Annotated in this window: 19 protein-coding genes; 12 read left to right on the top strand and 7 right to left on the bottom strand. The window is 55.1% G+C overall.

Annotation, left to right across the window (positions count from 1 at the left end; genetic code table 11):
* Nucleotides 1–589, bottom strand: a 589-nt coding sequence (locus ACTG39_RS06510) for a sigma 54-interacting transcriptional regulator (protein ID WP_439106725.1), incomplete at its 3' end; no start/stop codon positions are given.
* A 392-nt stretch (nucleotides 590–981) separates the two neighbouring features.
* Here ACTG39_RS06510 and pspA point away from each other — a divergent pair.
* The 5 genes from pspA (at nucleotide 982) to ACTG39_RS06535 (ending at nucleotide 4,907) form a co-directional block, all read left to right on the top strand.
* Nucleotides 982–1,668: a phage shock protein PspA gene (gene pspA, locus ACTG39_RS06515; RefSeq protein ID WP_439106726.1), complete on the top strand. Its 687-nt coding sequence runs from the start codon at nucleotides 982–984 to the stop codon at nucleotides 1,666–1,668.
* 67 nt (nucleotides 1,669–1,735) lie between these two features.
* Nucleotides 1,736–1,999, top strand: a complete 264-nt coding sequence (gene pspB, locus ACTG39_RS06520) for an envelope stress response membrane protein PspB (protein WP_439106727.1) — start codon at nucleotides 1,736–1,738, stop codon at nucleotides 1,997–1,999.
* Complete coding sequence (locus tag ACTG39_RS06525; RefSeq protein WP_439106728.1) at nucleotides 1,996–2,562, top strand: PspC domain-containing protein; 567 nt, start codon at nucleotides 1,996–1,998, stop codon at nucleotides 2,560–2,562. The genes pspB and ACTG39_RS06525 overlap by 4 nt, the downstream gene beginning before the upstream one ends.
* A gap of 102 nt (nucleotides 2,563–2,664) precedes the next feature.
* Nucleotides 2,665–3,489 carry a lipase family alpha/beta hydrolase gene (locus tag ACTG39_RS06530; protein WP_439106729.1) on the top strand — a complete coding sequence of 275 codons (825 nt, stop codon included), beginning with the start codon at nucleotides 2,665–2,667 and terminating at the stop codon, nucleotides 3,487–3,489.
* A gap of 44 nt (nucleotides 3,490–3,533) precedes the next feature.
* Nucleotides 3,534–4,907, top strand: coding sequence for an alginate export family protein (locus ACTG39_RS06535; RefSeq protein WP_439106730.1), 1,374 nt, complete (start codon nucleotides 3,534–3,536; stop codon nucleotides 4,905–4,907).
* Between the two features lie 61 nt (nucleotides 4,908–4,968).
* Here the strand turns inward: ACTG39_RS06535 and ACTG39_RS06540 are convergent, their stop codons facing one another.
* A complete protein-coding gene (locus ACTG39_RS06540) occupies nucleotides 4,969–5,730 on the bottom strand; it encodes a hypothetical protein (RefSeq protein WP_439106731.1) in 762 nt (253 codons plus the stop codon).
* An 86-nt stretch (nucleotides 5,731–5,816) separates the two neighbouring features.
* Between ACTG39_RS06540 and ACTG39_RS06545 the strand changes: the two genes are divergently transcribed.
* The 4 genes from ACTG39_RS06545 (at nucleotide 5,817) to ACTG39_RS06560 (ending at nucleotide 10,732) form a co-directional block, all read left to right on the top strand.
* The gene (locus ACTG39_RS06545) at nucleotides 5,817–6,638 is read left to right on the top strand and encodes an alpha/beta fold hydrolase (RefSeq protein ID WP_439106732.1); all 822 of its coding nucleotides are present in this window, start codon (nucleotides 5,817–5,819) and stop codon (nucleotides 6,636–6,638) included.
* A 69-nt stretch (nucleotides 6,639–6,707) separates the two neighbouring features.
* Complete coding sequence (locus ACTG39_RS06550; RefSeq protein WP_439106733.1) at nucleotides 6,708–7,583, top strand: universal stress protein; 876 nt, start codon at nucleotides 6,708–6,710, stop codon at nucleotides 7,581–7,583.
* Nucleotides 7,584–7,637: 54 nt separating this feature from the next.
* Nucleotides 7,638–9,782, top strand: a complete 2,145-nt coding sequence (gene ppk1, locus ACTG39_RS06555) for a polyphosphate kinase 1 (RefSeq protein WP_439106734.1) — start codon at nucleotides 7,638–7,640, stop codon at nucleotides 9,780–9,782.
* Nucleotides 9,783–9,787: 5 nt separating this feature from the next.
* Complete coding sequence (locus ACTG39_RS06560; protein ID WP_439106735.1) at nucleotides 9,788–10,732, top strand: DUF808 domain-containing protein; 945 nt, start codon at nucleotides 9,788–9,790, stop codon at nucleotides 10,730–10,732.
* A gap of 35 nt (nucleotides 10,733–10,767) precedes the next feature.
* Here ACTG39_RS06560 and ACTG39_RS06565 read toward each other — a convergent pair whose 3' ends face one another.
* Nucleotides 10,768–12,249, bottom strand: coding sequence for a helicase HerA-like domain-containing protein (locus tag ACTG39_RS06565; protein ID WP_439106736.1), 1,482 nt, complete (start codon nucleotides 12,247–12,249; stop codon nucleotides 10,768–10,770).
* 32 nt (nucleotides 12,250–12,281) lie between these two features.
* Nucleotides 12,282–13,886, bottom strand: a complete 1,605-nt coding sequence (locus ACTG39_RS06570; protein WP_439106737.1) for a WS/DGAT/MGAT family O-acyltransferase — start codon at nucleotides 13,884–13,886, stop codon at nucleotides 12,282–12,284.
* Nucleotides 13,887–14,013: 127 nt separating this feature from the next.
* Between ACTG39_RS06570 and ACTG39_RS06575 the strand changes: the two genes are divergently transcribed.
* Entirely contained in the window at nucleotides 14,014–15,408 is a 1,395-nt protein-coding gene (locus ACTG39_RS06575) for a M20/M25/M40 family metallo-hydrolase (protein WP_439106738.1), read from the top strand.
* Here the strand turns inward: ACTG39_RS06575 and ACTG39_RS06580 are convergent.
* The 3 genes from ACTG39_RS06580 to ACTG39_RS06590 all read right to left on the bottom strand — a co-directional run bounded on the left by ACTG39_RS06580 (nucleotide 15,395) and on the right by ACTG39_RS06590 (nucleotide 18,623).
* Nucleotides 15,395–16,990, bottom strand: a complete 1,596-nt coding sequence (locus tag ACTG39_RS06580; RefSeq protein ID WP_439106739.1) for an FMN-binding glutamate synthase family protein — start codon at nucleotides 16,988–16,990, stop codon at nucleotides 15,395–15,397. The two genes, ACTG39_RS06575 and ACTG39_RS06580, sit on opposite strands and share 14 nt — an antisense overlap.
* 114 nt (nucleotides 16,991–17,104) lie before the next feature.
* The gene (locus tag ACTG39_RS06585) at nucleotides 17,105–17,965 is read right to left on the bottom strand and encodes a WYL domain-containing protein (protein ID WP_439106740.1); all 861 of its coding nucleotides are present in this window, start codon (nucleotides 17,963–17,965) and stop codon (nucleotides 17,105–17,107) included.
* A gap of 184 nt (nucleotides 17,966–18,149) precedes the next feature.
* Nucleotides 18,150–18,623, bottom strand: a complete 474-nt coding sequence (locus tag ACTG39_RS06590; RefSeq protein ID WP_439106741.1) for a hypothetical protein — start codon at nucleotides 18,621–18,623, stop codon at nucleotides 18,150–18,152.
* 353 nt (nucleotides 18,624–18,976) lie between these two features.
* Here ACTG39_RS06590 and ACTG39_RS06595 point away from each other — a divergent pair, with 353 nt between their 5' ends.
* Nucleotides 18,977–19,516 carry a peroxiredoxin gene (locus ACTG39_RS06595; RefSeq protein WP_439106742.1) on the top strand — a complete coding sequence of 180 codons (540 nt, stop codon included), beginning with the start codon at nucleotides 18,977–18,979 and terminating at the stop codon, nucleotides 19,514–19,516.
* Between the two features lie 79 nt (nucleotides 19,517–19,595).
* Nucleotides 19,596–20,960 (top strand): MATE family efflux transporter, encoded by a 1,365-nt coding sequence (locus tag ACTG39_RS06600; RefSeq protein ID WP_439106743.1) that lies wholly within the window; start codon nucleotides 19,596–19,598, stop codon nucleotides 20,958–20,960.
* Nucleotides 20,961–20,977 lie beyond the last annotated feature (17 nt).

Raw genomic sequence — 20,977 nt, forward strand, 5'->3', positions numbered from 1 at the left:
TCATTTGCACGGCAAATTGACGGGCGAGCAACATCACGTCTTCCTCACGATGGCGAAGCGCTGGCATATGCACAATGTCGAAGCTCAGGCGGTCTAGAAGATCGGCACGGAAGGTTTGAGTATCCGCCATAGACCGAAGGTCTGCGTTAGTCGCGCCGACGACGCGGACGTCAACCTGAAGCGTTCGTTGTCCGCCTACCCGTTCAAACTCACCATACTCAATCAGGCGCAGGAGCTTTTCCTGCAGGCGAGGGGACATGGTGCCAATCTCGTCGAGAAGTAAGGTGCCACCATCAGCACGCTCGAAGCGTCCTACGTGAAGTCTGGACGCGCCGGTAAAGGCGCCGGCTTCATGACCAAAGAGTTCACTTTCAAGGAGGGTCTCGGCCATAGAGGCACAGTTCACCTTCACGAAGGGTGCGTCCCATCGGGGAGACAAATAATGCAATCGCTCCGCTGCGAGCTCTTTTCCGGTCCCGCGTTCGCCGAGTACCAGTACCGGACGCTGTATACCGGCCAGCTGAGAAAGGTGGTCCAGGGCGGCAGCGAGGGCATTTGACTCGCCCAGCATGTTGTCTGGTTGCTTCATATCGGCATAATACACCAATAAGGATGGCTAAAATAACCATACTTAATGGTTATTCTGACCTTAAAAGCAAGCGCTTAAGTAAAGTAATTTGTTATATTTAGTACATAACTTATTGTTTTTATTGATTTAGCGATAAAGCTGGCCTGGAGCTTGGATTATCTTAGCTAAGTGTGAGACTTCAAGGAGCGCTTTATGGAACCGGACCGCATAACCATTTATCTCGCCCTGGCCGTGGTGGCCTGTGGGATAGCTGCGGTCACCGGACCATCGTTAGCTCTCTTATCACTATTTGAAATTGTACTTGTTGTAGAAGTGATAAATCTGATTTCCGCGCCGGGCGACGCAATCCAGTCCCGAGGCGAAACCCCAAGCAACTCGCAAGGAGAGTAATCATGGGAATTTTTTCGCGAATGAGCGACATTATTAACTCGAACATCAGCGCGCTGCTTGATCAGGCCGAAGACCCTGAAAAGCTGATTCGGCTGATCATTCAGGAAATGGAGGACACCTTGGTAGAGGTGCGCAGTTCTTCCGCGCGGGTGCTCGCTGATCGTAAGGCGGCGACACGACGGGTTGAGCAACTGCAGGCTGAGGCTGATTCCTGGGAGCAAAAAGCCAAATTAGCGATCCGTAAGGGACGAGAAGATCTGGCTCGCGCTGCGCTAAAAGAAAAGCGTGAGATCGAAGATGAGCTGGATGCGGTGAGTGGTGAGCTCGCGGCGACCGATGAGCACATCGCCCAGTTGAACGATGAAATTGGCAAGCTCCAGGCGAAACTCAATGACGCCAAGGCCAAGAAAAAAGCCCTGGTGATGCGCACACAGACCGTCGAGTCACGCATCAAGGTTAAGCGACAGGTTAACCGGGATGCCCTCGATCAAGCGTTTGGGCGCTTTGAGCACTTTGAGCGACGCATGGACAATCTTGAGAGCCAGTTGGAAGTGATGGATATGGGCAACGATGTTGCGCCGTCCCTGGCCGCAGAGATCAATGCTCTCGAGCAGGACGAGAAGATCACCGCAGAGCTGGACCGTTTAAAAGCGGAATTGGGTGGGTCTGATTCGTCCCGGGATGCCTAAACCCATTCCGCTCCCGGCAGCAATAGTGCAGGATGGGAGCATTACCCTTTGAGGCGGAGAGCCATTAATGGAACTCTACGAACTACTTTTCGTACCAACGATCCTCTTCATGGTCATCGTGGCCCCGATTTGGATAGTGCTGCATTACCGCAGCCTGAATCGATCAAGTCGTAGCTTGAATGAAGAAGATCGCGAAAACGTTGAACAGATCCTGGTAACGGTTGATCGACTGTCGGAACGTATTCAGGCGCTGGAGTCTATATTGGACTCCGATCATGGCGACTGGCGTGATCAGGAGCAGCAAGGTGGCAACACAAGGAGAAGCTCATGAACGACTATTCGCAAGGCGGTCGACGCAGACGCGGACGCACGCGCGGTCGCAGTGGGGGGGCGCAGTTTCGCTACTATCAGGAGCGTAAGCGTCATGGCTGGGGCATGGGGCTTTATCGCAACCGCCGCGACGGCAAAATCTGTGGTGTTGCTGCAGGGATCGCGGATTACTGGGACGTTGCCGATTGGGTAGTGCGCCTGGTGTTTATTGGCGCGTTTCTCTTCACGGGCACTTTGGCAATCTGGGCCTATGTTGCGGCATGCTTGCTGTTGAGTCCGAGACCCGATGATCGGAGCGGTCGCAAGCGCAGGCGTGAGGCAGAGGACGCTTCAAGAGCAGCCCCTGAATCCGCAAACGAAGAGGCTTTCGGTCCCGAGATGGAATACGACGAGCGCTATCATGATTACCGTCCCAAGCGCATGTTTCGCTACAGCGAGAGTGCGAGCGTGCGTCTCTCCCGAGCACGGGAGCGTCTTGATGGGGCGCTGAAGCGGGTCGAGGACATGGAGACTTACGTGACCTCGCGTCGTTACAAGCTCAACAAAGAGTTTTCCAGACTCTAAGAACATTGTTCCCGGGGGTTGTGCCCCCGGCTCCTCCGGGTATCCTCCTACCTCATGATAATAAGTAGATGGGCCTTTTGGCTCGTCTCGTGGAGGGTAAGTATGGGTGCAAGTCGAATGGCTTTGTTTGGTGACGTGGTCATGCCGGGAACTGAAGCTGTCGACCCTTATCACCTCCCACCACCCGCCGCCTGGCTCGCACTTACGGAGCCGCAAAGAGTGGCTCTGGAAGTCCTTTCCCTAGCGTCGGTGCGCCGCTTACTCAGCAAACTACCCACGGGTGACGGACATCCGGTCATGGTGTTGCCGGGATTTTTGGGTTCGGACGGCTACAACGCCTCCTTACGACGATTTCTCAAAAGTCTCGACTATCGAGTCTATGGCTGGGGACAGGGTCAAAATCTCGGTCCTCGGGGGGACACCCTCGAGAGCCTCCTGGAGCGTGTGGCTATGCTGAGCGATCGGTACGGGACGTCGGTATCCCTCATAGGACATAGTCTGGGCGGCATATTTGCTCGAGAGATTGCCCGAGAAAAGCCCGCGCTCGTGCGGCAGGTGATAACTCTGGGTAGTCCCTTCGGGCGTGGACGGCATAGCGGCTCTTATCCAGCCCGCTTGTTCGAAGCTCTCAATCCAACGGATGACCTGCCGGTTGCGCTGGATGATCTTCATCGCGCGCCTCCTGTGCCTACCACCGCTGTGTATTCCAAGGGAGACGGTATAGTGAATTGGCGTACGTCTATTCAAAGCCCCGACTTTGCGCATGCGAGCACGCAAAGCATCCAGGTTCGTGGCAGTCACTGTGGGATGACCCTCAACCCGACGGTTTGGTACTTGATCGCAGATCGACTGCGGCAATCGGTGGAAGATTGGCAGCCTTTTTCTGTGAGCGGACTGGCGAAAGTCATGGTGCCCAAGCACGCTTGATTGTTTGTTCCTCTCTTATTGCGGTTGATATAGCTTAGTTTCCGATGCCATCACGCGACTGTTTACGTCGATGCGCGGGCATAGCCCTCGCACTGCTGCCCCTGAGCTTTTGCGCGTTTGCTCAGACTGATCCGGGTCCGACACCGGGGTGGTCTGTCAGTGCCAGTGTGCGTTTGCGAGCGGAGTCTCTGGCGGAATCTTTTCGCCTCCTCGCTCCCGAACAGGACCACCTGTACTTTTCTCGCACCCAGTTGGGAGCGCTTTTTCAGGCCTCAAGCTGGAGCTTCGAGTTTGAAGTACAGGACAGTCGAGCCTGGGGTATCGAAACCTTGTCTCCCGTCGGTACCGATGACGTCAATAGCCTTGAGCCTATAAATCTCAAACTATCAAAGCAGTGGGCCGCAGGTGGAGATTCCACACTAGACCTTACGGTCGGGCGAATGACCCTTGATTACGGCAGTCGTAGGCTTCTTGCGCGAAACAACTTTCGAAATACGAGTAATGCCTTTCAGGGTGTTCAACTTACACACTCGTCTGCGGCGTCCACAGCCCAGGTGTTCTATACGCTGCCGCTGCAGCGGCAACCTGATGTCTTTGCCATTGAATCTCTAAGAGATAACGAGTTCCGCCTCGATAAAGCCGGGCGGGGAGCACGCTTTTTTGGAGGGATTTTCGATCATCTGCTCCCGGGGGCTGACGCAACGCTCGGCGCTTATGTCTTTGGCAGCGAGCTGAAGGATCAGCCCGGTCGGCTTGTAGCGGATCGAGAGTTAACGACGCTGGGTTCACGACTGACCTGGAAAAGGGGGCGCCTGGATACAGAGTTGGAGGCTGCCTACCAGTGGGGCGAATCACTAGCGAGCCTACTGTCTTCTCCCTCGGATCAGCTTCAGCATCGCGCCTGGTTTTCGCATCTGCATCTTGGGATGGAAGTGGTGCCTGGTGTAAACCTGGCACTTGGCTACGATCACGCGACGGGAGATCGTGATCCCTTTGACGGGCGCAACGAACGTTTTGATCGCCTCTACGGCGCTCGCGCTTTTGATTTGGGACCCAGCGGTATTTTTGGTGCAGCAGTGCGCAGTAACCTCCGATCGCCTTTTCTTCGTCTGCGGTGGAAGCCTACTTTCACCCAAAGCTGGCTCTTGTCCTATCGCTGGTTATCGCTGGATAGTTCCAGAGACTTCTTTGTGACCGGTGCTCGTAGAGATCTTAGCGGAGCTTCGGGTCGCGAAATCGGTGGGCAGTGGGAGTTGCGCTGGCGTTGGAATCCCCTTCGCTCGGCGTTTGACTTCGAGCTAGGGGGTGCCTACCTCGATAAGGGTGAGTACTTTGATGGGGGAGCGGGGGCAGCGCTGAACCCTCCGTCGGCAAACAGCAGCCAATATTTGTTTGCACAGCTGCAGTGGCATTACTAAGGTCTTCCTCGCGCCTTCCATGCCGGAAGTGTTTCCGATGCGAAAAACCCTTCGATACGGACTAGGTGCTGCTGGTGCTATTAGTACTATGAGTGCCGCGAAGCCCGGACAGAGGATTCATATCCTCCTCGCCGGAGACATGTCGAATAATGCGGTAATAGATGCCTGCGGAAGAGCCTTCAAGTAAGGCCTCCCGCAGCATATTGTCCGTATCCACAGATTCCGCTGCGTCTAAAAGTCTGCCAAAAGTTCGCTTAAAGTTTTCGCTGTGGCGCGTACGAATTTCTGTGCCAAACAGCATGTCGTGCACGAGTTCCGGGGTTTCACGACTGCTTGCGGCGGCAGAAACCAAGCGGCGAATAAACAAGGAGTGGTCTCCGGTGCTGGCCTCGGAGCGTAGGTTTGAAAATTCTTCGAGACTGACATCGTTGCTGCCCGTGGGTCCAAAAACAGATACATAGTGGAAACCGGCAATGCTGCCCAATTGTTCCTGCACAAGGCCAAGGAGCTTAAAGTAAGAGTCGCGCCTGGAATGCAGTTCAAGGCGTCGCGTGCTTTGCTCCTGCATGCTGGTCGCGCGGGTGTTCGCCGTGATTTCTTTTTGCTGCATGAAATGACCGATGACCAGCCACAAAAAGGCCAGGGGCGCGAAGGCGCCTTCAAAGAAACTGCCGATATCGGCCGTGGGCAAGGATTGGAATTCGGTCCAACCCACCACCCGGGTGACGTAATAGATCCCTGTGCTCATCCAGAGCGTCGTAACCGTCAGGCCTAAAATGATCCGCCAGTCGAGGCCTTTGCCTGTTGTATCTTCATTGTCCATATGCGGAGCATAGCAGAGCTCAAAGGGGGCTGTTGAATACTTCAGGCATGCCCTAGGCTATGCCGTTCACAGCTTTGGAGGTCTTCGTGGACACGGTCGTTGTAAAAGATTTTGGGGGCAAGGGGCTGCCTCTGTTGTTTGCTCATGCCAATGGTTACCCACCGGGCAGCTACCGTGAACTGTTTGCGTATCTTGAGGACAGCTTTGCGATCAAAGCGCTTGAGCACCGGCCGCTGTGGGGCGGGAGAGAGCCGCCGCGCCGCCTCAGTTGGCAGTTGTTTGCCAACGACACGCTCGATGCGATCAACAGGAACTACTCAGAGCCTGTCTGGGTCATGGGACACAGTATGGGCGGTACCATTGCCGCACTTGCTGCACGGCGCCACGCAGAGAAGATTGCAGGAATTATTCTTCTGGATCCGGTGTTTCTGCCCGATCGCGTAGTGATTGCGACCCGCTTGAAGTCCGAGAAACGACGCCGCAATATGCCCATGCTCCGTCGGGCCCTCTCGCGACCGGAGCATTTTGAAAGTCACGCCGCAGCTTTTGACTTCTATCGTGGCAAACTTGCTTTTCAGGGTCTGAGCGATGAGGCGCTATCGCACTATGTTGAAGCGAGTAAAGCGCCGATGCCAGATGGCGGCGTCCAACTTCGCTATTCGGGCGCCTGGGAGGCGGCAGTGTACGGGAGTGCCCCCAGGGCACGTCCATTGATGAAACGCATGTCGCTGCGCACAGTGGCGCTGCGAGGGGCCGAGAGTGACACGCTGCGCCCCGAGATTTGGTCGCGGTGGCAGCATTGGCAGCCCGGGGCGAGTTTTATAGAGATTCCGGGAGGGCATCTGTTCCCCCTGGAATCACCAAAGGCGACGGCGGACGCGGTGGTGAGCCGTGTTTTTGCGGATTAATTTTCTTGGGCCCCTTTCACGCTAGCACCGAGCGCCTATAATCGGGTGTAAGACACACGGAGAGTTGTTATGGGGAAGATCTTAATCGTTGCTGACAAGGGTAAGTCCTGTGTCGCGACATCCCGGGGCCTCGAACTGGCTGCCAAGCTGGGCTATGAGGCCGAAGTGGTCGCATTCGTGTATGCGCCGCTCAATCATGTTGAGGGCGGCAAAACCGCTCAGACGGCATTGAAGCAACAAATTCTCGAAAAACGTCGGACGCAGATGCTGGAGCGGATTGATAGCTTTTCAGCAAAAGATCAGAAAGTGGCTTTGAAAGTGGTGTGGATGAAAACTGTCCACCCCTGGATCGTCAAGCGAAGCGGAAGCGCCAAGTTTGCAGCGGTGGTCAAGACGACGCACAGCACCGGGAGTCTGGGCTATACATCCACAGATTGGCATGTGCTGCGGGAGTGTCCCGTGCCCGTGCTCATGGTGGCCGAGAAGAAGTGGAGTCGTACGCGGCCAGTGATGGCAGCTTTGGATTTAGGGACGCGTAAGCGGAGTAAGCAAAAACTCAATTCTCAGGTCCTGGGCGCAGCCAAGGCACTCGCCGAAGCCTTGGGCGTGGAGTTGAAAATCATGTCGGCGATAGAGATACCGTCGGTGCTCGCCGATCTTGATTTGGTTGATCCTATTAGCTACTCCAAGAAACATCGCGAAGAGATGCTTCCGCATCTCAAGGCGCTTGCGAAGGAGCATGACATCTCCGAAAAGGCCTTTGTTACCAAGCGTGGCCCCGTGTGCAAGGTTATTACCTCGCAGGCGGCAAAAGCTCGCGCGCAAATAGTTGTGATGGGTACCGTCGCGCGTCAGGGTCTCAGTGCCAAACTCATAGGCAATACCGCAGAGTCTGTATTACAAGATCTTCACACAGATGTGTTAGCTATTAAGCCTGAAGCCTGATGCATTGCGAGCTACGCGGCATCGGGGCCCGATGACTGGTAGATGTGAGACATTATGAATAGCCCGATTAAAACGCGTTTAGCGGATCTGGACGACAGCCTTTTTGTGCCGCGAGAACTCAGCTGGCTATCGTTTAACGCCCGAGTGCTTCAGGAGGCGGCTGATCCAAAGGCACCGGAGATTCAGCGTCTTCGGTATCTCGGTATTTTCTCCAACAACCTGGATGAGTTCTTTCGCGTACGCGTAGCGGAGGTACGGCGGATCATCTCCGTGTCCAGTGGCAATACCCGGCAGCGAGCCAAGGAACTACTGGCGGCGATACAGGCTGAAGTGGTGTCCCAGCAACATGACTTTGAGCGGGTGTATGGGTCGGTGATGAAAGCGCTGCAGGCGCGTCGCATCTATCTCATCAACGAACGACAGCTGGAGCCCAATCAGGCGCAATTTGTACAGGATTACTTTACCAATACGGTATTGCCTGAGCTCGATCCCATACTGTTTAACGAAGGTTCGCCGATACCCGTTCTCAATGACGAGTGTCTGTATCTCGCGGTCGAGATCAAATTCGCCAAGAAACAACGCGTCGCGGTGGTGGAGGTGCCCACGGATCGAATGAACCGCTTCGTGGAGATACCGCGGCGTAAGGGTAAAAGCGGTCGGGTGTTTATTGCCCTGGATAACGTGATTCGCGCCTGTCTTCCACAAATGTTTCGTGGCGTACTGCCCATAGACTCGACTGCAGCCTACTGTTTCAAGTTTTCGCGGGATGCGGAGCTGGAGCTTGATGTGGGCATTATGGAAAGCCTCATCGAGAAGATGGCCAGTAGTCTCAAGCAGCGCCAGAAAGCCGACGCGGTGCGCTTCGTCTACGATGCGCAGATGCCGGCGTCGCTGCTGGACTTTTTAGCCTCCAGGTTTTCTCTGGGTAAATACGATAGCCTGATCCCCGGCGGTCGCTATCACAACTCAAAAGATTTCATGTCTTTTCCCAATGTTGGTCCCCGATACCTCGAGTTACGACCGCTGGGCAATGTGCCTGTCACGCACATTGATAAAGAGGACAATATCCTTGCCGCTATTCGCCACAAGGATGTTTTGCTGTACTACCCCTACCATTCCTTCGATTACCTCATTAACTTGCTTAAGACTGCTGCGGTTGATCCTCAGGTCGACAATATAAAGATCTGCCTATATCGGGTGGCGTCGGAGTCCAGAGTCGTAGACGCGCTGCTGAGCGCGGTGCACAACGGCAAGCGCGTTTTGGCCGTGGTAGAGCTAGCTGCACGTTTTGATGAGCAGGCCAATATTAACTGGGCGCAGCGACTTACCGAGGGAGGAATCGAGGTCAAGTTCGGTGTTCCGGGACTAAAGGTGCACAGCAAGTTGCTGCTCATTCAGCGGCGCGAAGACGGGCAGCAGCGGTTTTATACGCATATCGGCACGGGGAACTTCAACGAAAAAACCGCACGTTTGTACACGGACTTTTCTTTGCTGACTTACGATCAGGAGCTCGGTCGTGAAGTTTTCGATGTCTTCGACTTTCTTCAGTACAACTATCGCCGCCCTGATTATCAGCATTTACTGGTGTCTCCGCACAGCTCCCGCCCGGGGCTCGTCAAGATGATTGACACGGAGATCGCCAACGCGCGTAAAGGCCTGCGCGCGGCCATGACGCTCAAGTGCAATAACCTGGTAGATCGCGAATTGGTTATGAAGCTCTATGAAGCCAGCGATGCCGGCGTAGAGATTCGACTGATTGTCCGGGGCATGTGCTCCCTACAGCCGGGGGTCAAAGATATTTCGGAGAATATCCAGGCGATTAGTATTGTCGATCGCTATCTTGAGCATCCCCGGGTGTATGTTTTTTACAATGGGGGAGAGCCGCGCTATTACATAGGTTCAGCGGACTTGATGACGCGCAATATCGACTATCGTGTCGAGGTGTTGTGTCCGATTTACGATGATGATGCGCGCACAATTATTCAGGATGTCCTGGACATACAGTGGCATGACAATGTGCGCGCGAGGACGCTCGATAGGGCGCAGTCGAACAAGGCCGTGGTCCGGAAAGCGAAATCAGCGGCTATCCGTTCCCAGGAGTCTATCCACGCCTATTTGAGCGCGGGCAAAAAACCACGAATTCCACGTTCAAACATGCTGCTTCCGCCAAAGCAGCGCAAGAAAGTGAAGAAGGGCTAATCCTTATGGCTGGTGCGAGTCTCCTCGCCCTGTTAGATGACATCGCCGTTTTACTGGACGATGTCTCGGTGATGACCAAGGTCGCCGCGCGAAAAACAGCGGGCGTGCTGGGTGATGATTTAGCGGTTAATGCCGAAAAAGTCACCGGCGTCGCTGCAGATCGCGAATTGCCCGTAGTGTATGCCGTGTTTAAAGGCTCGCTACTGAATAAGGTCATGCTGGTTCCCGCAGCAATAGTCATCGCTGCTGTTGCAGCTTGGCTGATTACCCCATTGCTCATCGCCGGAGGGCTGTTCCTCTGTTTCGAAGGCTTTGAAAAGCTATGGCACTATCTTAGCCACAGCGCCGACTCCCGCCACAAGGAGCAAGAGGCTTTTCGCGAGCGCTTGGAGGATCCCTCCATCGACCCTTTGCAATTCGAGAAGAAACGCATCAACGGTGCTATTCGTACGGATCTGATTCTCTCTGCCGAGATCATTGTGATTACCCTGGGAATTGTTGGCGATGCCAGTCTGGCGGTCCGCGCTGGCGTCCTTACGACGATAGCGCTGTCCATGACCATCGGCGTGTACGGACTTGTCGCGGCAATCGTAAAAATTGACGACCTGGGTTTGTACTGGATTCAAACTGACAACAAAGGCTTTGGAGGAGGGCTTGTCCGGGCCATGGGTCGAGGCCTGTTGTTTATCGCGCCACGCCTGATGCGTACTCTGACAGTGGTGGGTACGGCGGCGATGTTTCTCGTGGGTGGCGGTATCCTGGTTCATGGGATTCCGCAGCTCCATCATCTCTCCGAGAGCGCGCTGAGCCTTGCTACTCAGACTTTGGCTGACAGTGCCTGGGTCACCGCGATTTTTCCCCAGCTATTTGCCGCTCTGGCGGGATTGCTAGCCGGTGCTGTGGTGCTTTTGGTCGTGAGTGGCACTAGCTCTGTATTTAAAAAGAGCTAGCGTCTCCGGCCTCGCTTGGGGTGCTGAGTACTACGCTATCTCAACAAGGACCCCAGGATCCCTCTAAACAGTTTTTTGCCGAGAGAATGACCTGCGGCGGATCCCAGGCTCCTTGCCATACTCTTCACAAAGGCGTCGCTGCTACTTTGGGTTTTCCGTCCGGTTTTTTTACGCGCACTGGTTTCACGTCTTTTCAAGGCTTTTTCGTCCCTGTCAGCCTGCTGCGCAGCGGCTCGTGCCAGAAGTTGTTCGTGGGCGCTCTCTCTGTCAATGCCCTTGGCGTAGCGTCGGCCATTGGGATCGTTCTTTAACACCGCGGCGCGTTCGGCCATCGTTGCCTTGCCCATGCGCGAGGAGGGCGGTCTGATGAGCGTTCGCTGGACGATTGATGGTACGCCCTTCTTTTGCAGAGTTGAGACAAGCGCTTCGCCTACCCCCAACTCGCTGATCACCGTTTCTGTATCCAGTGACGGATTTTCCCGAAAGCTTTGCGCCGCTACTCGTACGGCCTTTCGCTCTTTTGGCGTGTAGGCGCGTAGGGCATGCTGTACGCGGTTTCCCAGTTGTCCCAGAACGCTATCGGGAATGTCGGCAGGGCTCTGAGTCACGAAGTAGATTCCCACGCCCTTGGACCGAATGAGACGCACGACCTGCTCAATGGTTTGTAACAGGACTTTGGGTGCGTCCTGAAATAGAAGATGAGCCTCGTCAAAGTAAAACACCAACTCAGGCTTATCGGGATCACCTATTTCCGGCAGTTGTTCAAAGAGTTCGGATAATAACCACAACAAGAACGTGCTGTAGACGCGCGGGCTGCGAATCAGTGTGTCTGCCGCGAGAACATTGATGAGGCCGCGTCCATCGCGCGTCCGCTGCATGAGATCACTCAGCTCTAATGCGGGCTCCCCAAAAAAGTGTTTGCCGCCTTCGCGTTCCAGCATGAGCAATCGTCGCAGAATTGCGTTTACAGACGCCGTGGCGACTCGATAGGAGCTACCCAGGGTCTTTCGGTTATCGGCAAGATGCTGAAGCGTGGTGCGAAGATCAGCCAGGTCCAGCATAAGCAGACCATTGTCATCTGCAAACTGAAACACCAGTGTCAGCACGCCCTCTTGCGTATCGTTTAAGCCGAGGAGGCGCGAGAGAAGCTGCGGCCCCATCTCCGAGAGCGTGGTTCGAATGGGGGTGCCTTTCTTGCCAAATAGATCCCAGAACGCAACGGGATAAGCTTCTTGTTTGTAGCCCGTGATGCCGATTTTCTCTACCCGCTCGTCAATCTTGGGATGCGGTTTGCCCGCTTGGCTAAGACCCGATATGTCGCCTTTCACGTCGGCCAGGAACACCGGAACGCCCTGTGCCGAAAAGCTCTCTGCAAGACATTGAAGGGTGACAGTTTTTCCCGTGCCCGTGGCGCCGGCAATGAGGCCGTGACGGTTGGCATATTTTGGGTTCAGAAATACCTGGCCCGCATCGGACCCTCCGATAAGGATGCCGGGATTCTCTTGCGCTTTATTCATGGTAGACCTGTCAGCTTTTGGCGAGTTTGGGTTTAACGGCAACTTTGCGCGCGGCGCGTTTGGCTCTGGGTTTTGCAGCGCTCTTTGTTTTTGCCTTGGTTTTCGTTTTCATTTTCGTTTTTTGTTTTGGTTTTAGCTTTTGGCGCTGTTCTCGACCTGGGCTTGGCGGTGGACTTCATTTTGCCCTTTTCTGGATCTGCAGCTGTGCGGCGGTTGTCCGTAGATCGACGTCCTGCGCCACTAACCCCGGCGACAATTTCCAGCTCTGCCAGAGAGTCCTCGAGATGGTCGATGATGCGCTGTATCTGCGGCAGAGACCTACGGCAAGCGACGATCCCGAAGTCGAGCTGGTTGTGATAGCTGACCAGCGTGATGTTCATGGCAAAACCGTCGAAGACGATGGAGGCGGGATAAATACCGTCTAGTCGCGCACCATTCCAATAGAGTGGTTTTCGAGGCCCGGGAACGTTGGATACTACGGTACTGAAAGCGGGGAACTTCGAGCCTAAGCCAAGAATCGACGTGAGTAGGGCAGGCAGCTGTGTCAGCTGCATAAACAGCGCGGCCTCGGCGGGGGAGAGCTCCCGAAGAAGGTCCTTGCCGGCGCGCATGGATTCCTGAATCGTGCGTAAGCGCTTCTCCGGATCGTAAACATTGGTGGCCATATCCGCCGTGATAAAGCCAATGGCATTGCTCGAATCCACGTCGCCTTCCTCGCGGAGAGAAACCGGTGCCATGGCTTTTAAGGAATGCAGGGGAAGTTCATCCCGGGACAGCAAGTAGCGACGAAGCGCTCCGGCGCACATGGCGAGAACAACATCGTTAACCGTCGCGTCCATGGACTTACAAACGTTTTTCACCCGCTCAAAGGCAAAAGTCTGCGCGACAAAACGTCGGGCACCGGAAACTCTCGTGTTGATCGATGTCTTGGGAACGTTGTGCCAGGGCACAGCGAGGTTGCCACTACGACCGACAAAGGCGAGTCCAAAGCGTCGCATTGCTGTGGCGAGGTTGATGCTCGAATCGTACTGTTGCTTAAGCGCTTCCATTACATTGCGCATGTCCCTTTTATCAGGGGCTGAGGGCTTGGGCGCGTCTCCAAAACGTGATTTCTTGTAGGCGTTGTAGGCTTCCAGAGAGAAGGGCGCATAACCCGGCGGGCCGTCGGCTTCCTCTGTACACATGGCCTGGGTGATCTGCATGGCACCTACGCCGTCTATAGCTGCGTGATGGATTTTGTTATAAACCGCAAACTGTCGATCCTGTAACCCTTCTATGATGTGCATCTCCCAGAGGGGGCGGGTCCGATCCAGTAATGTAGTGTGGAATCTTGAGGCGAGCGCAAACAGTTCCCGGTAACGCCCCGGACTGGGTAAGGCAGAGTGGCGAACATGGTAATCCATGTCTATATGGGAGTCTTTTTCCCAGTAAAGGCCGGTCTTGGAGGTAACGACGTACTCGCCAAATGGCTTTCGAAAATCGGTGCTTTCCCGCAGCTGGGTCAGTAGCGACGCCATAAACGCCTGTTCATCGACGCCCTCGGGAAGCGTAAACAAGTTGATGCCCCCTACATGCATGGGAGTTTCGCGTTTCTCCAGCAAAAGAAATCCTGCACTGGCTAGGTCAATTCTGCGCATTATTTTGTTCCCTTAGCGATAATCGAATCCTATAAGCTTTGCGCCCATGTTGTAAGCGGCTCCGGTGACGCGGGGCCTCGTTAACACTACACTGCTCACCCTCACCCCGTAAATCAGGAGAACACGCATGCGTCGAAGTTTCTTTTCTGCTTTGTTTTTGACGTTCTTTGCTGCGAGCGTACAAGCTCAGATTCAAAGCGAGCACGCCCAAAAGACACTGGAAATCTACAAAACCATTGTGGAGGTTGATACTTCCAAAACAAAGGGCAACACCATAAAAGTAGCTCAATACCTCGCAGCTGAGCTTATCGCAGCGGGCTTTGCTGAAGAGGATGTTAGGATCGTGCCAAAGGACGGTTTCGGCACATTGATCGCGACTTATCGAGGTGACGGTAGCGCGGGGGCCAAGCCCATACTGTTGCTAGGGCATATGGATGTTGTTGAAGCGCTGGCGGAAGACTGGGTTCGACCACCTTTTGAGCTTACCCAGGACGACGTGAATTTCTACGCCCGAGGCACCATCGATAATAAGTTCGGTGTGGCGCAGCTTACCGGCACCATGATTCGCTTGAAGAAAGAGGGCTTTGTTCCTGACAGAGACCTCATGCTGGTCTTTTCCGGGGATGAGGAGAGCGGCATGACCACTACACGCATGATGGCCTACGAGATGCCGGAAATTGCCGAGGCCGAGTATGCCCTGAACTCCGACGCGGGTGGCGGGAGTCTCACAGCTGATGGAGTGGCAGTGAGCTATCGGGTACAGGCCGCAGAAAAAACCTACGCGACCTGGGAAATCACCATGCGTAATCCCGGTGGTCACAGTAGCCGACCGCGCGATGACAACGCCATCTATGAGCTAGCGGCCGCTGTGAAGCTTCTTGAGGCGCATCGCTTCCCTGTGCGCTGGAGCGAAATGACCTTGTCCTATTTTCAACAAGTGGGCGAGAAGATAGGCGGTGAGTTAGGCGATGCCATGGTTCGCTTTGCCTATGACCCGGAAGACGCAGAGGCGGCGGAGATTCTGCGCAGCCAGCCATCCTACGTGGGCACCACGCGGACCACCTGTGTGGTGACAATGCTGCAAGCAGGCCATGCTGAAAACGCCTTGCCCCAGTCTGCAACCGCGACGGTTAACTGCCGAATATTTCCCGGCGTGTCCGTCGCGGAGATTGAGGCGGAGCTAAAGTCCGTCGTGGGTAATGAGGACGCGGAGTTTGTACTGCTGGGAGACCCAACCGAGAGCCCCATATCCGAGGCTCGTGCGGATGTCCTCGCTGCAGTGGGTAAAGCAGTCCACGCCCGGCATCCGGGACTGGATCTAATCACTTACATGGAATCGGGTGGCACCGACGGTATGCATTTTCGAAAGGCGGGGATTCCGACCTGGGGCATCTCCGGCGTGTTTATGAATCCCGATGAGATGTATGCCCACGGACTTAACGAGCGTGTGCCCATCAAGGCGTTCTATGACGGCCTTGACCATTGGTCAGTGATTATTCGAGATCTAACTACCCCAGAGTAGCGAAGCTTTCGCTGTCGGCCTCCTTCAGGTGAGTGTAGATAGGATCTGTAGCTGTAGCCCTCAGATAAGCACCACTTTGTGGTAGGGGAAACAGCTCGTCGTAGCGTTTCACACTCATCTGATCGATTCGCCGGTAGATGTGAGATCGATTGAGGTCCCTTGGGGACTTGAGTCCGGCGGAGGACACCAGATCCAGGAGCGCGTGAAGGGTCTCGGCCTGGAAGCGCGCTACCCGCTGGCCTTTGTCGCCGACGTCCAGACCTCTGACAAGACGGGGGTCCTGGGTTGTAATGCCCGTGGGGCAGCGGTTGGTGTTGCACTCAAGGGATTGGACACAGCCCAAGGCCAGCATCATGCCTCGAGCGCTGTTGCATAGGTCTGCTCCCAGAGCGAGGGCTTTGGCAGCATGAAAAGCGGTGATGATCTTGCCGGAAGCGATGACTTTTACCTGCTCTCGCACGCCAAAGCCCTCCAGCGTGTTAACCACGAATGCCAGACCATCCCGCAAAGGCATGCCCACAGAGTTACTGTACTCCAGAGGTGCGGCGCCTGTGCCGCCTTCGCCGCCATCTACGGTCACAAAGTCTGGCGTGATTTTTGTTTCCAGCATGGCTTTACAAATGGCAATAAATTCACTTTCTCGGCCCACGCACAACTTAAAACCTACGGGTTTTTCACCAGAGAGCTGTCTTAGTTGGCCCACAAACTCCAGCAACTCCTTTGGCGACGAAAAAGCGCTGTGCGCCGAGGGGGATACTACCTCTGTGCCAGCGGGAACCTGTCGAATGCGCGCAATGAGGTCGGTGTTCTTGCTGGCCGGGAGAATGCCGCCGTGGCCGGGCTTTGCCCCCTGAGAAAGTTTGATTTCAATCATTTTGATATTGCTAAGGGTTGCTGTTTCAGCAAACGCTTCCGCAGAGAAACTGCCGCTATCACTGCGGCACCCGAAGTATCCGGTGCCAATTTGCCAGACAAGGTCGCCACCATGTTCGCGGTGGAAGTCTGAAACACCACCTTCCCCGGTGTTGTGATAGAAGTTTCCCAGCGCTGCTCCTTTATTGAGTGCGCGAATAGCGTTGTTACTCAGCGCGCCAAAGCTCATCGCCGAAATGTTTAGTAGCGATGCCGCGTAGGGTTTTGTGCAATCGGGGCCTCCAATGGTGACCCTCGGGTCATGGTCCAGCTCTGAGAGATTTCGCGCTGCAATAGAGTGCCCCATCCACTCGTAGCCATCACGGTAGGTGTCTAACTTGGTACCGAAGGGCACGCTGGCCAGGTCGCCTTTGGCGCGCTGGTAGACAATGGCTCGAAACATACGATTAACGGGAGCGCCGCCCACATCGGACTCGATAAGGTACTGTTGGACAAACGGGCGCACAGATTCGATCATCCATCTTCCCCGGCCAATGAGAGGGAAGTTTCTGCGAATGCTGTGTTCAGTCTGCTGCATGTCATAGATGCCGACACAAAAGCTGACAAGTACTAACAGGAAAAACACCCAGGCCGGGAGGCTGTGCAATCCCACAAAGAAGGGAATGCAGGCGAGCAGGATATGCACGGTAAAAAATGCTGCACGGGACACGGGGATCTCCTTAGCAAGAAGCGAGGTTTGTCGGTTGATCTGCGGCGTAAGCGTACCGCGCGGGCACACTTTCAGCGAGCGCTATCCGCCAAAAACACGGGTTTTCCACGGTGCTTAGGTAAACAGCCAGGGCGCCAGAGATTGGCGGTTTTCGAGCACAACTTGCTGTGCCAGAGGGTTTTCATGGGTCGCTGTCGGATCTAGTTGCAGCAGTTGCAATTGATAGTTGATCAACGTCGCGCGCGTTGCGAGGCAGAGTCGGCCATCCGTCATCCCATAGTCGTGAGCGATGACTTCTTGTTGTGCGGGGGATAACCTGGGGTCGGGTATGACCACAAGGTCTATTCGCTGTTGCCAGTCCTCGTCATGCTCCTTGCCGTAGGTGGACGTGTCGAGAATGTCGGCCTCACCGCGAAAACGACTGAGCACAAAATCACGGAAGCTTTGGTTTTTCTCGCACCAGGCGCGCACATGCCAGCGATAGCCGGTGAACACCAGAGTGTGTGGAACTATGATACGACCTTCGCGATCGGGACTCTGGAGTGACACGTAATCGACTTCGAGGCGTTTTTGCGCACGAGCGGCCTGAATCATGGGTCGAAGAATCGAAGGTGATACGTCCCTGCCGGGCGGCGTGAGCTGCTCAACGTTTGCGGTAGTCAGTGGGAGCGCCTCAAACACTCCCATAAGCTGCTCGTCTCGCGTCATCAGGTGCAGGTATTCGTCTGCGGTGCCCTTTGTGACAGTGGGTACGAAGCTATCGCTAGGGCGGTAGCCTTTCAGAAATTTGTCGTAGGAAATATTGCCCGGGGCTATCTCCCGAAGGTAAAAGTTGATGTCCTTGCTCGCCTGTTGACGACCGATGCCAAAACAGCGAGTGAGGTGCCCGGTAGTGAGGCGACCCTCCCAAAGGCTGATGATTTCTATATAGCGATACCTTAGGAGATGGTCCCAACGATACGGCCACAGGTCCATTATCGGCTCCAATAGGCTACGAATTGAATACTTTGACGTCCCCGCGGGGTTTGCTGTAACCGCGCTGTCCCATAGCGGGACATGAGAAGCTCCAAGGCAGCCCACCTCTACGACGCTTAGTTTGAACGTCGTTTAAGATGAGTGCCTTAAGAGTATTCAGGCTCGACAGCTGGGGGTCTCCCGATTAGCTCTCGCCCATTTTCTTCATAGCGTCCGCCGCGTCAGCTTCTGCGCCTTCCATCATATCCGCGGCATCGGATTCCGCGTCTTTCATCATTTCGTCTGCCGAGTCACTTGCGTCGTCCATCATCTCGTTGGCTGAATCGGCCGCGGAGTCAGCCATCTCGCCAGCAGCCTCCATAGCGTCATCCGCCATTTCGCCCGCAGAGTCCATAGTAGCTTCGGCCATTTCGCCCGCCGACTCCATGGCGCCTTCGGCGGCGTCGCCTACCGCTTCCACGGCTTCGCCGGCGGCATCTACAGCGCCATCAGCCATATCACCCGCTGTGTCCATAGCGCCTTCCGCCATCTCAGAGGCAGACTCAGCTGCGTCCTGAGCCGTGCTCTTGGCTTTGTCCATATCTTCTTTGCTGCAGCCGCTCATGGTCAGGAGCAGGGCTGAGGTGGCAACGACGCCTATGATTGCTTTCGTTCGCATGATTATTCCTTGTTGAGTTGTTTGTCTATGTGCATACGCCGAGGGGAGATCGGCTGTGGACTACTAAAGGCCTGACGCGCAAACGCTTAATCGGGCCGTTACCTTCGCGCCAAAAACAGAGCGCGGCTCTGAACTTAACGGGAAGAGCCGCGCAGGTAAAGGGTTAATATCTTCGCGCTGGCGTTGTCTCGCCACTCAAACAGTAGCTCTACCAGAGCTTTCAAGCTGCCCTGGAAGTGATCTGACTACCTCTCGGCGCGTATCAATGGTACATGTTGACACTCAGCCTTGCTGTGAAAAAGACGCGGTGCTGTGGTCAGTCTACGAATAATCGATCCGGGAGTTTCTTTGTTATGCAGTACTTTGGAATCACTGCGCTTCGCGCAATGCTCATCTCTGTTCTGAGCGTCTTTGCTGTTTCTGCCAACGCGGAGCTAAAAGTGGGTGATATGGCCCCTGATTTTTCTCTTGAAGCCTCCGATGGCAAAACTTATCAGTTGGCGGACTACCGCGGAGAGCAGGCGGTGGTGCTTGCATGGTTTCCCCGTGCTTTTACCTCAGGTTGTACCGTTGAGTGCAAGAGCCTCGCTGAGAACGGCGACGATATCCGAAAGTTTGACGTGAGTTACTTCATGGCCAGCACAGACCCCGTAGAGAAGAACGCGGAGTTTGCCGACGACACGGGTGCAGATTTCCCGCTTTTAAGCGACCCTGATGGCGAAGTTGCCAAGGCCTACGGCGTATATACACGGGGCTTTGCGCGTCGCTACACCTACTACATCGACGTCGATGGAGTGATCACGCACATCGATACCGCGGTTAAGCCAAGCACCTCCGCCGAGGACATGATTGCCAATCTCGAAAAGCTTGGTGTCTCCCAGCGCGATTCCTAAAGGTCCACGCCGCATTCTTTTTTCGCGGAGGAAGCTTTCGGGAGAGTAGAATACGCGCCCACTGATATGGCCGGGCACTATGTGGTTCTCTCGATCAACGCTGAACAGACTCTTTTTGCTGGCACTGCCTATGGTGGTGTCGCAAGGCGCGTTCGCGGTGATGTCCTTCGCGGACCGGTTTTTCCTATCTCGTATTAGTCCCGTACACGTTGCCGCTTCTCTCGGAGGTGGCGTGTCATTCTGGGTGTGCTTGTGCTTTTTCAACGGCATTGCAGCCTACGGTAACGCTCTGGTTGCCCAGTACTTCGGGCGTCGGGATATGCGCAGCTGCCCTCGAGTTGTCACTCAGGGGGTCATTCTTTCAGTGGTGGCGATGCCGCTGCTTCTGCTGCTGGCCTGGCCCATGCTCTCGATGTTCGAATGGATGGGCCACGCCCCCGAGCAGGTGGCCCTAGAGAAGCCTTATTTCATGACCTTCATCGCCGGGAGCTTCTTCTTTCTGGTGAAGACCGTATTGGCATCGTACTTTTCCGGCATCGCTCGGCCCCGGATCGTCATGATTGCTGATCTCATAGGGGTTTTCTTGAATATCCCCCTGAGTTACGTGCTGATATTCGGGCGTCTTGGCTTGCCCGAAATGGGCATTACAGGAGCGGCCATGGGGACTGTCGTCGCCTGCATACTGTCCGTCGGTATCTATTTACTGTTTTACTTCAACGCTATCCACGCCAAACGTTTCCATCTGCGAAAGTCATTTGTTTATGCGCCAGGAATCATGCGTCGGTATCTACGCCTTGGCCTGCCCTCGGGGGTTGAGGTGTTTGTCGGTGTGGGGACCTTCAACGTTTTTCTGTTGCTCTTTCAGTCCTATGGAGTGGCGGAGGGCGCGGCCATGGCTATCGTGTTTAACTGGGACATGCTGTCCTTTGTGCCGCTGATGGGTTTGAACATTGCCCTCATGAGTATGGTGGGTCGTACCGTTGGCGCGAACGACATGTCAAAGACTAACGAGGTGATCTCTGCGGGGTTTGTGATTGCTGTGGCTTACTCGGGTGCAATGGCGCTGATGTTTGTGGTCGCGCGGGAGTCGCTGCTGAACATTTTTGCCACGCCGGGCATGGACTTTTCACCGATTCTGGCCGTGGGCGCGCCGATGATGATTGGCCTCGCGACCTATGCCGTTGCAGACGGCCTTATTCTTGTCTGCAGCGGTGTTCTTCGCGGAGCGGGAGACACGCGTTGGCTGTTGGTTGCGTCGGTGATTGTTCATGTGTTGACGCTAATCGTGCAGGTGTTTGTGATCCTCGTGTGGCAGCTTGGGCCCTTGGTGAGCTGGTGGGTTTTTGTCAGCATGTTGATCGTCAACGCGCTGCTCTACCTATGGCGAGTACTGGGCTCTCGATGGCGACACCCGGAACGCTTAGCCAGAGTGATGGCTGAATAGCCCGGGCCCCTTCGGGG

Source organism: Congregibacter sp., from assembly GCF_965662665.1.
GTDB lineage: Bacteria > Pseudomonadota > Gammaproteobacteria > Pseudomonadales > Halieaceae > Congregibacter.

What these genes read in the sequence shown, in the direction of transcription:
- ppk1 (WP_439106734.1), top strand. Translation starts at nt 7,638, where the DNA reads ATGAATAGCCCGATTAAAACGCGTTTAGCGGATCTGGACGACAGCCTT.
- ACTG39_RS06590 (WP_439106741.1), bottom strand. Translation starts at nt 18,623, where the DNA reads ATGCGAACGAAAGCAATCATAGGCGTCGTTGCCACCTCAGCCCTGCTC.
- ACTG39_RS06525 (WP_439106728.1), top strand. Translation starts at nt 1,996, where the DNA reads ATGAACGACTATTCGCAAGGCGGTCGACGCAGACGCGGACGCACGCGC.
- ACTG39_RS06565 (WP_439106736.1), bottom strand. Translation starts at nt 12,249, where the DNA reads ATGAATAAAGCGCAAGAGAATCCCGGCATCCTTATCGGAGGGTCCGAT.
- ACTG39_RS06550 (WP_439106733.1), top strand. Translation starts at nt 6,708, where the DNA reads ATGGGGAAGATCTTAATCGTTGCTGACAAGGGTAAGTCCTGTGTCGCG.
- ACTG39_RS06595 (WP_439106742.1), top strand. Translation starts at nt 18,977, where the DNA reads ATGCAGTACTTTGGAATCACTGCGCTTCGCGCAATGCTCATCTCTGTT.
- ACTG39_RS06560 (WP_439106735.1), top strand. Translation starts at nt 9,788, where the DNA reads ATGGCTGGTGCGAGTCTCCTCGCCCTGTTAGATGACATCGCCGTTTTA.
- ACTG39_RS06540 (WP_439106731.1), bottom strand. Translation starts at nt 5,730, where the DNA reads ATGGACAATGAAGATACAACAGGCAAAGGCCTCGACTGGCGGATCATT.
- pspB (WP_439106727.1), top strand. Translation starts at nt 1,736, where the DNA reads ATGGAACTCTACGAACTACTTTTCGTACCAACGATCCTCTTCATGGTC.
- ACTG39_RS06600 (WP_439106743.1), top strand. Translation starts at nt 19,596, where the DNA reads ATGTGGTTCTCTCGATCAACGCTGAACAGACTCTTTTTGCTGGCACTG.
- ACTG39_RS06535 (WP_439106730.1), top strand. Translation starts at nt 3,534, where the DNA reads ATGCCATCACGCGACTGTTTACGTCGATGCGCGGGCATAGCCCTCGCA.
- ACTG39_RS06530 (WP_439106729.1), top strand. Translation starts at nt 2,665, where the DNA reads ATGGGTGCAAGTCGAATGGCTTTGTTTGGTGACGTGGTCATGCCGGGA.
- pspA (WP_439106726.1), top strand. Translation starts at nt 982, where the DNA reads ATGGGAATTTTTTCGCGAATGAGCGACATTATTAACTCGAACATCAGC.
- ACTG39_RS06585 (WP_439106740.1), bottom strand. Translation starts at nt 17,965, where the DNA reads ATGGACCTGTGGCCGTATCGTTGGGACCATCTCCTAAGGTATCGCTAT.
- ACTG39_RS06570 (WP_439106737.1), bottom strand. Translation starts at nt 13,886, where the DNA reads ATGCGCAGAATTGACCTAGCCAGTGCAGGATTTCTTTTGCTGGAGAAA.
- ACTG39_RS06575 (WP_439106738.1), top strand. Translation starts at nt 14,014, where the DNA reads ATGCGTCGAAGTTTCTTTTCTGCTTTGTTTTTGACGTTCTTTGCTGCG.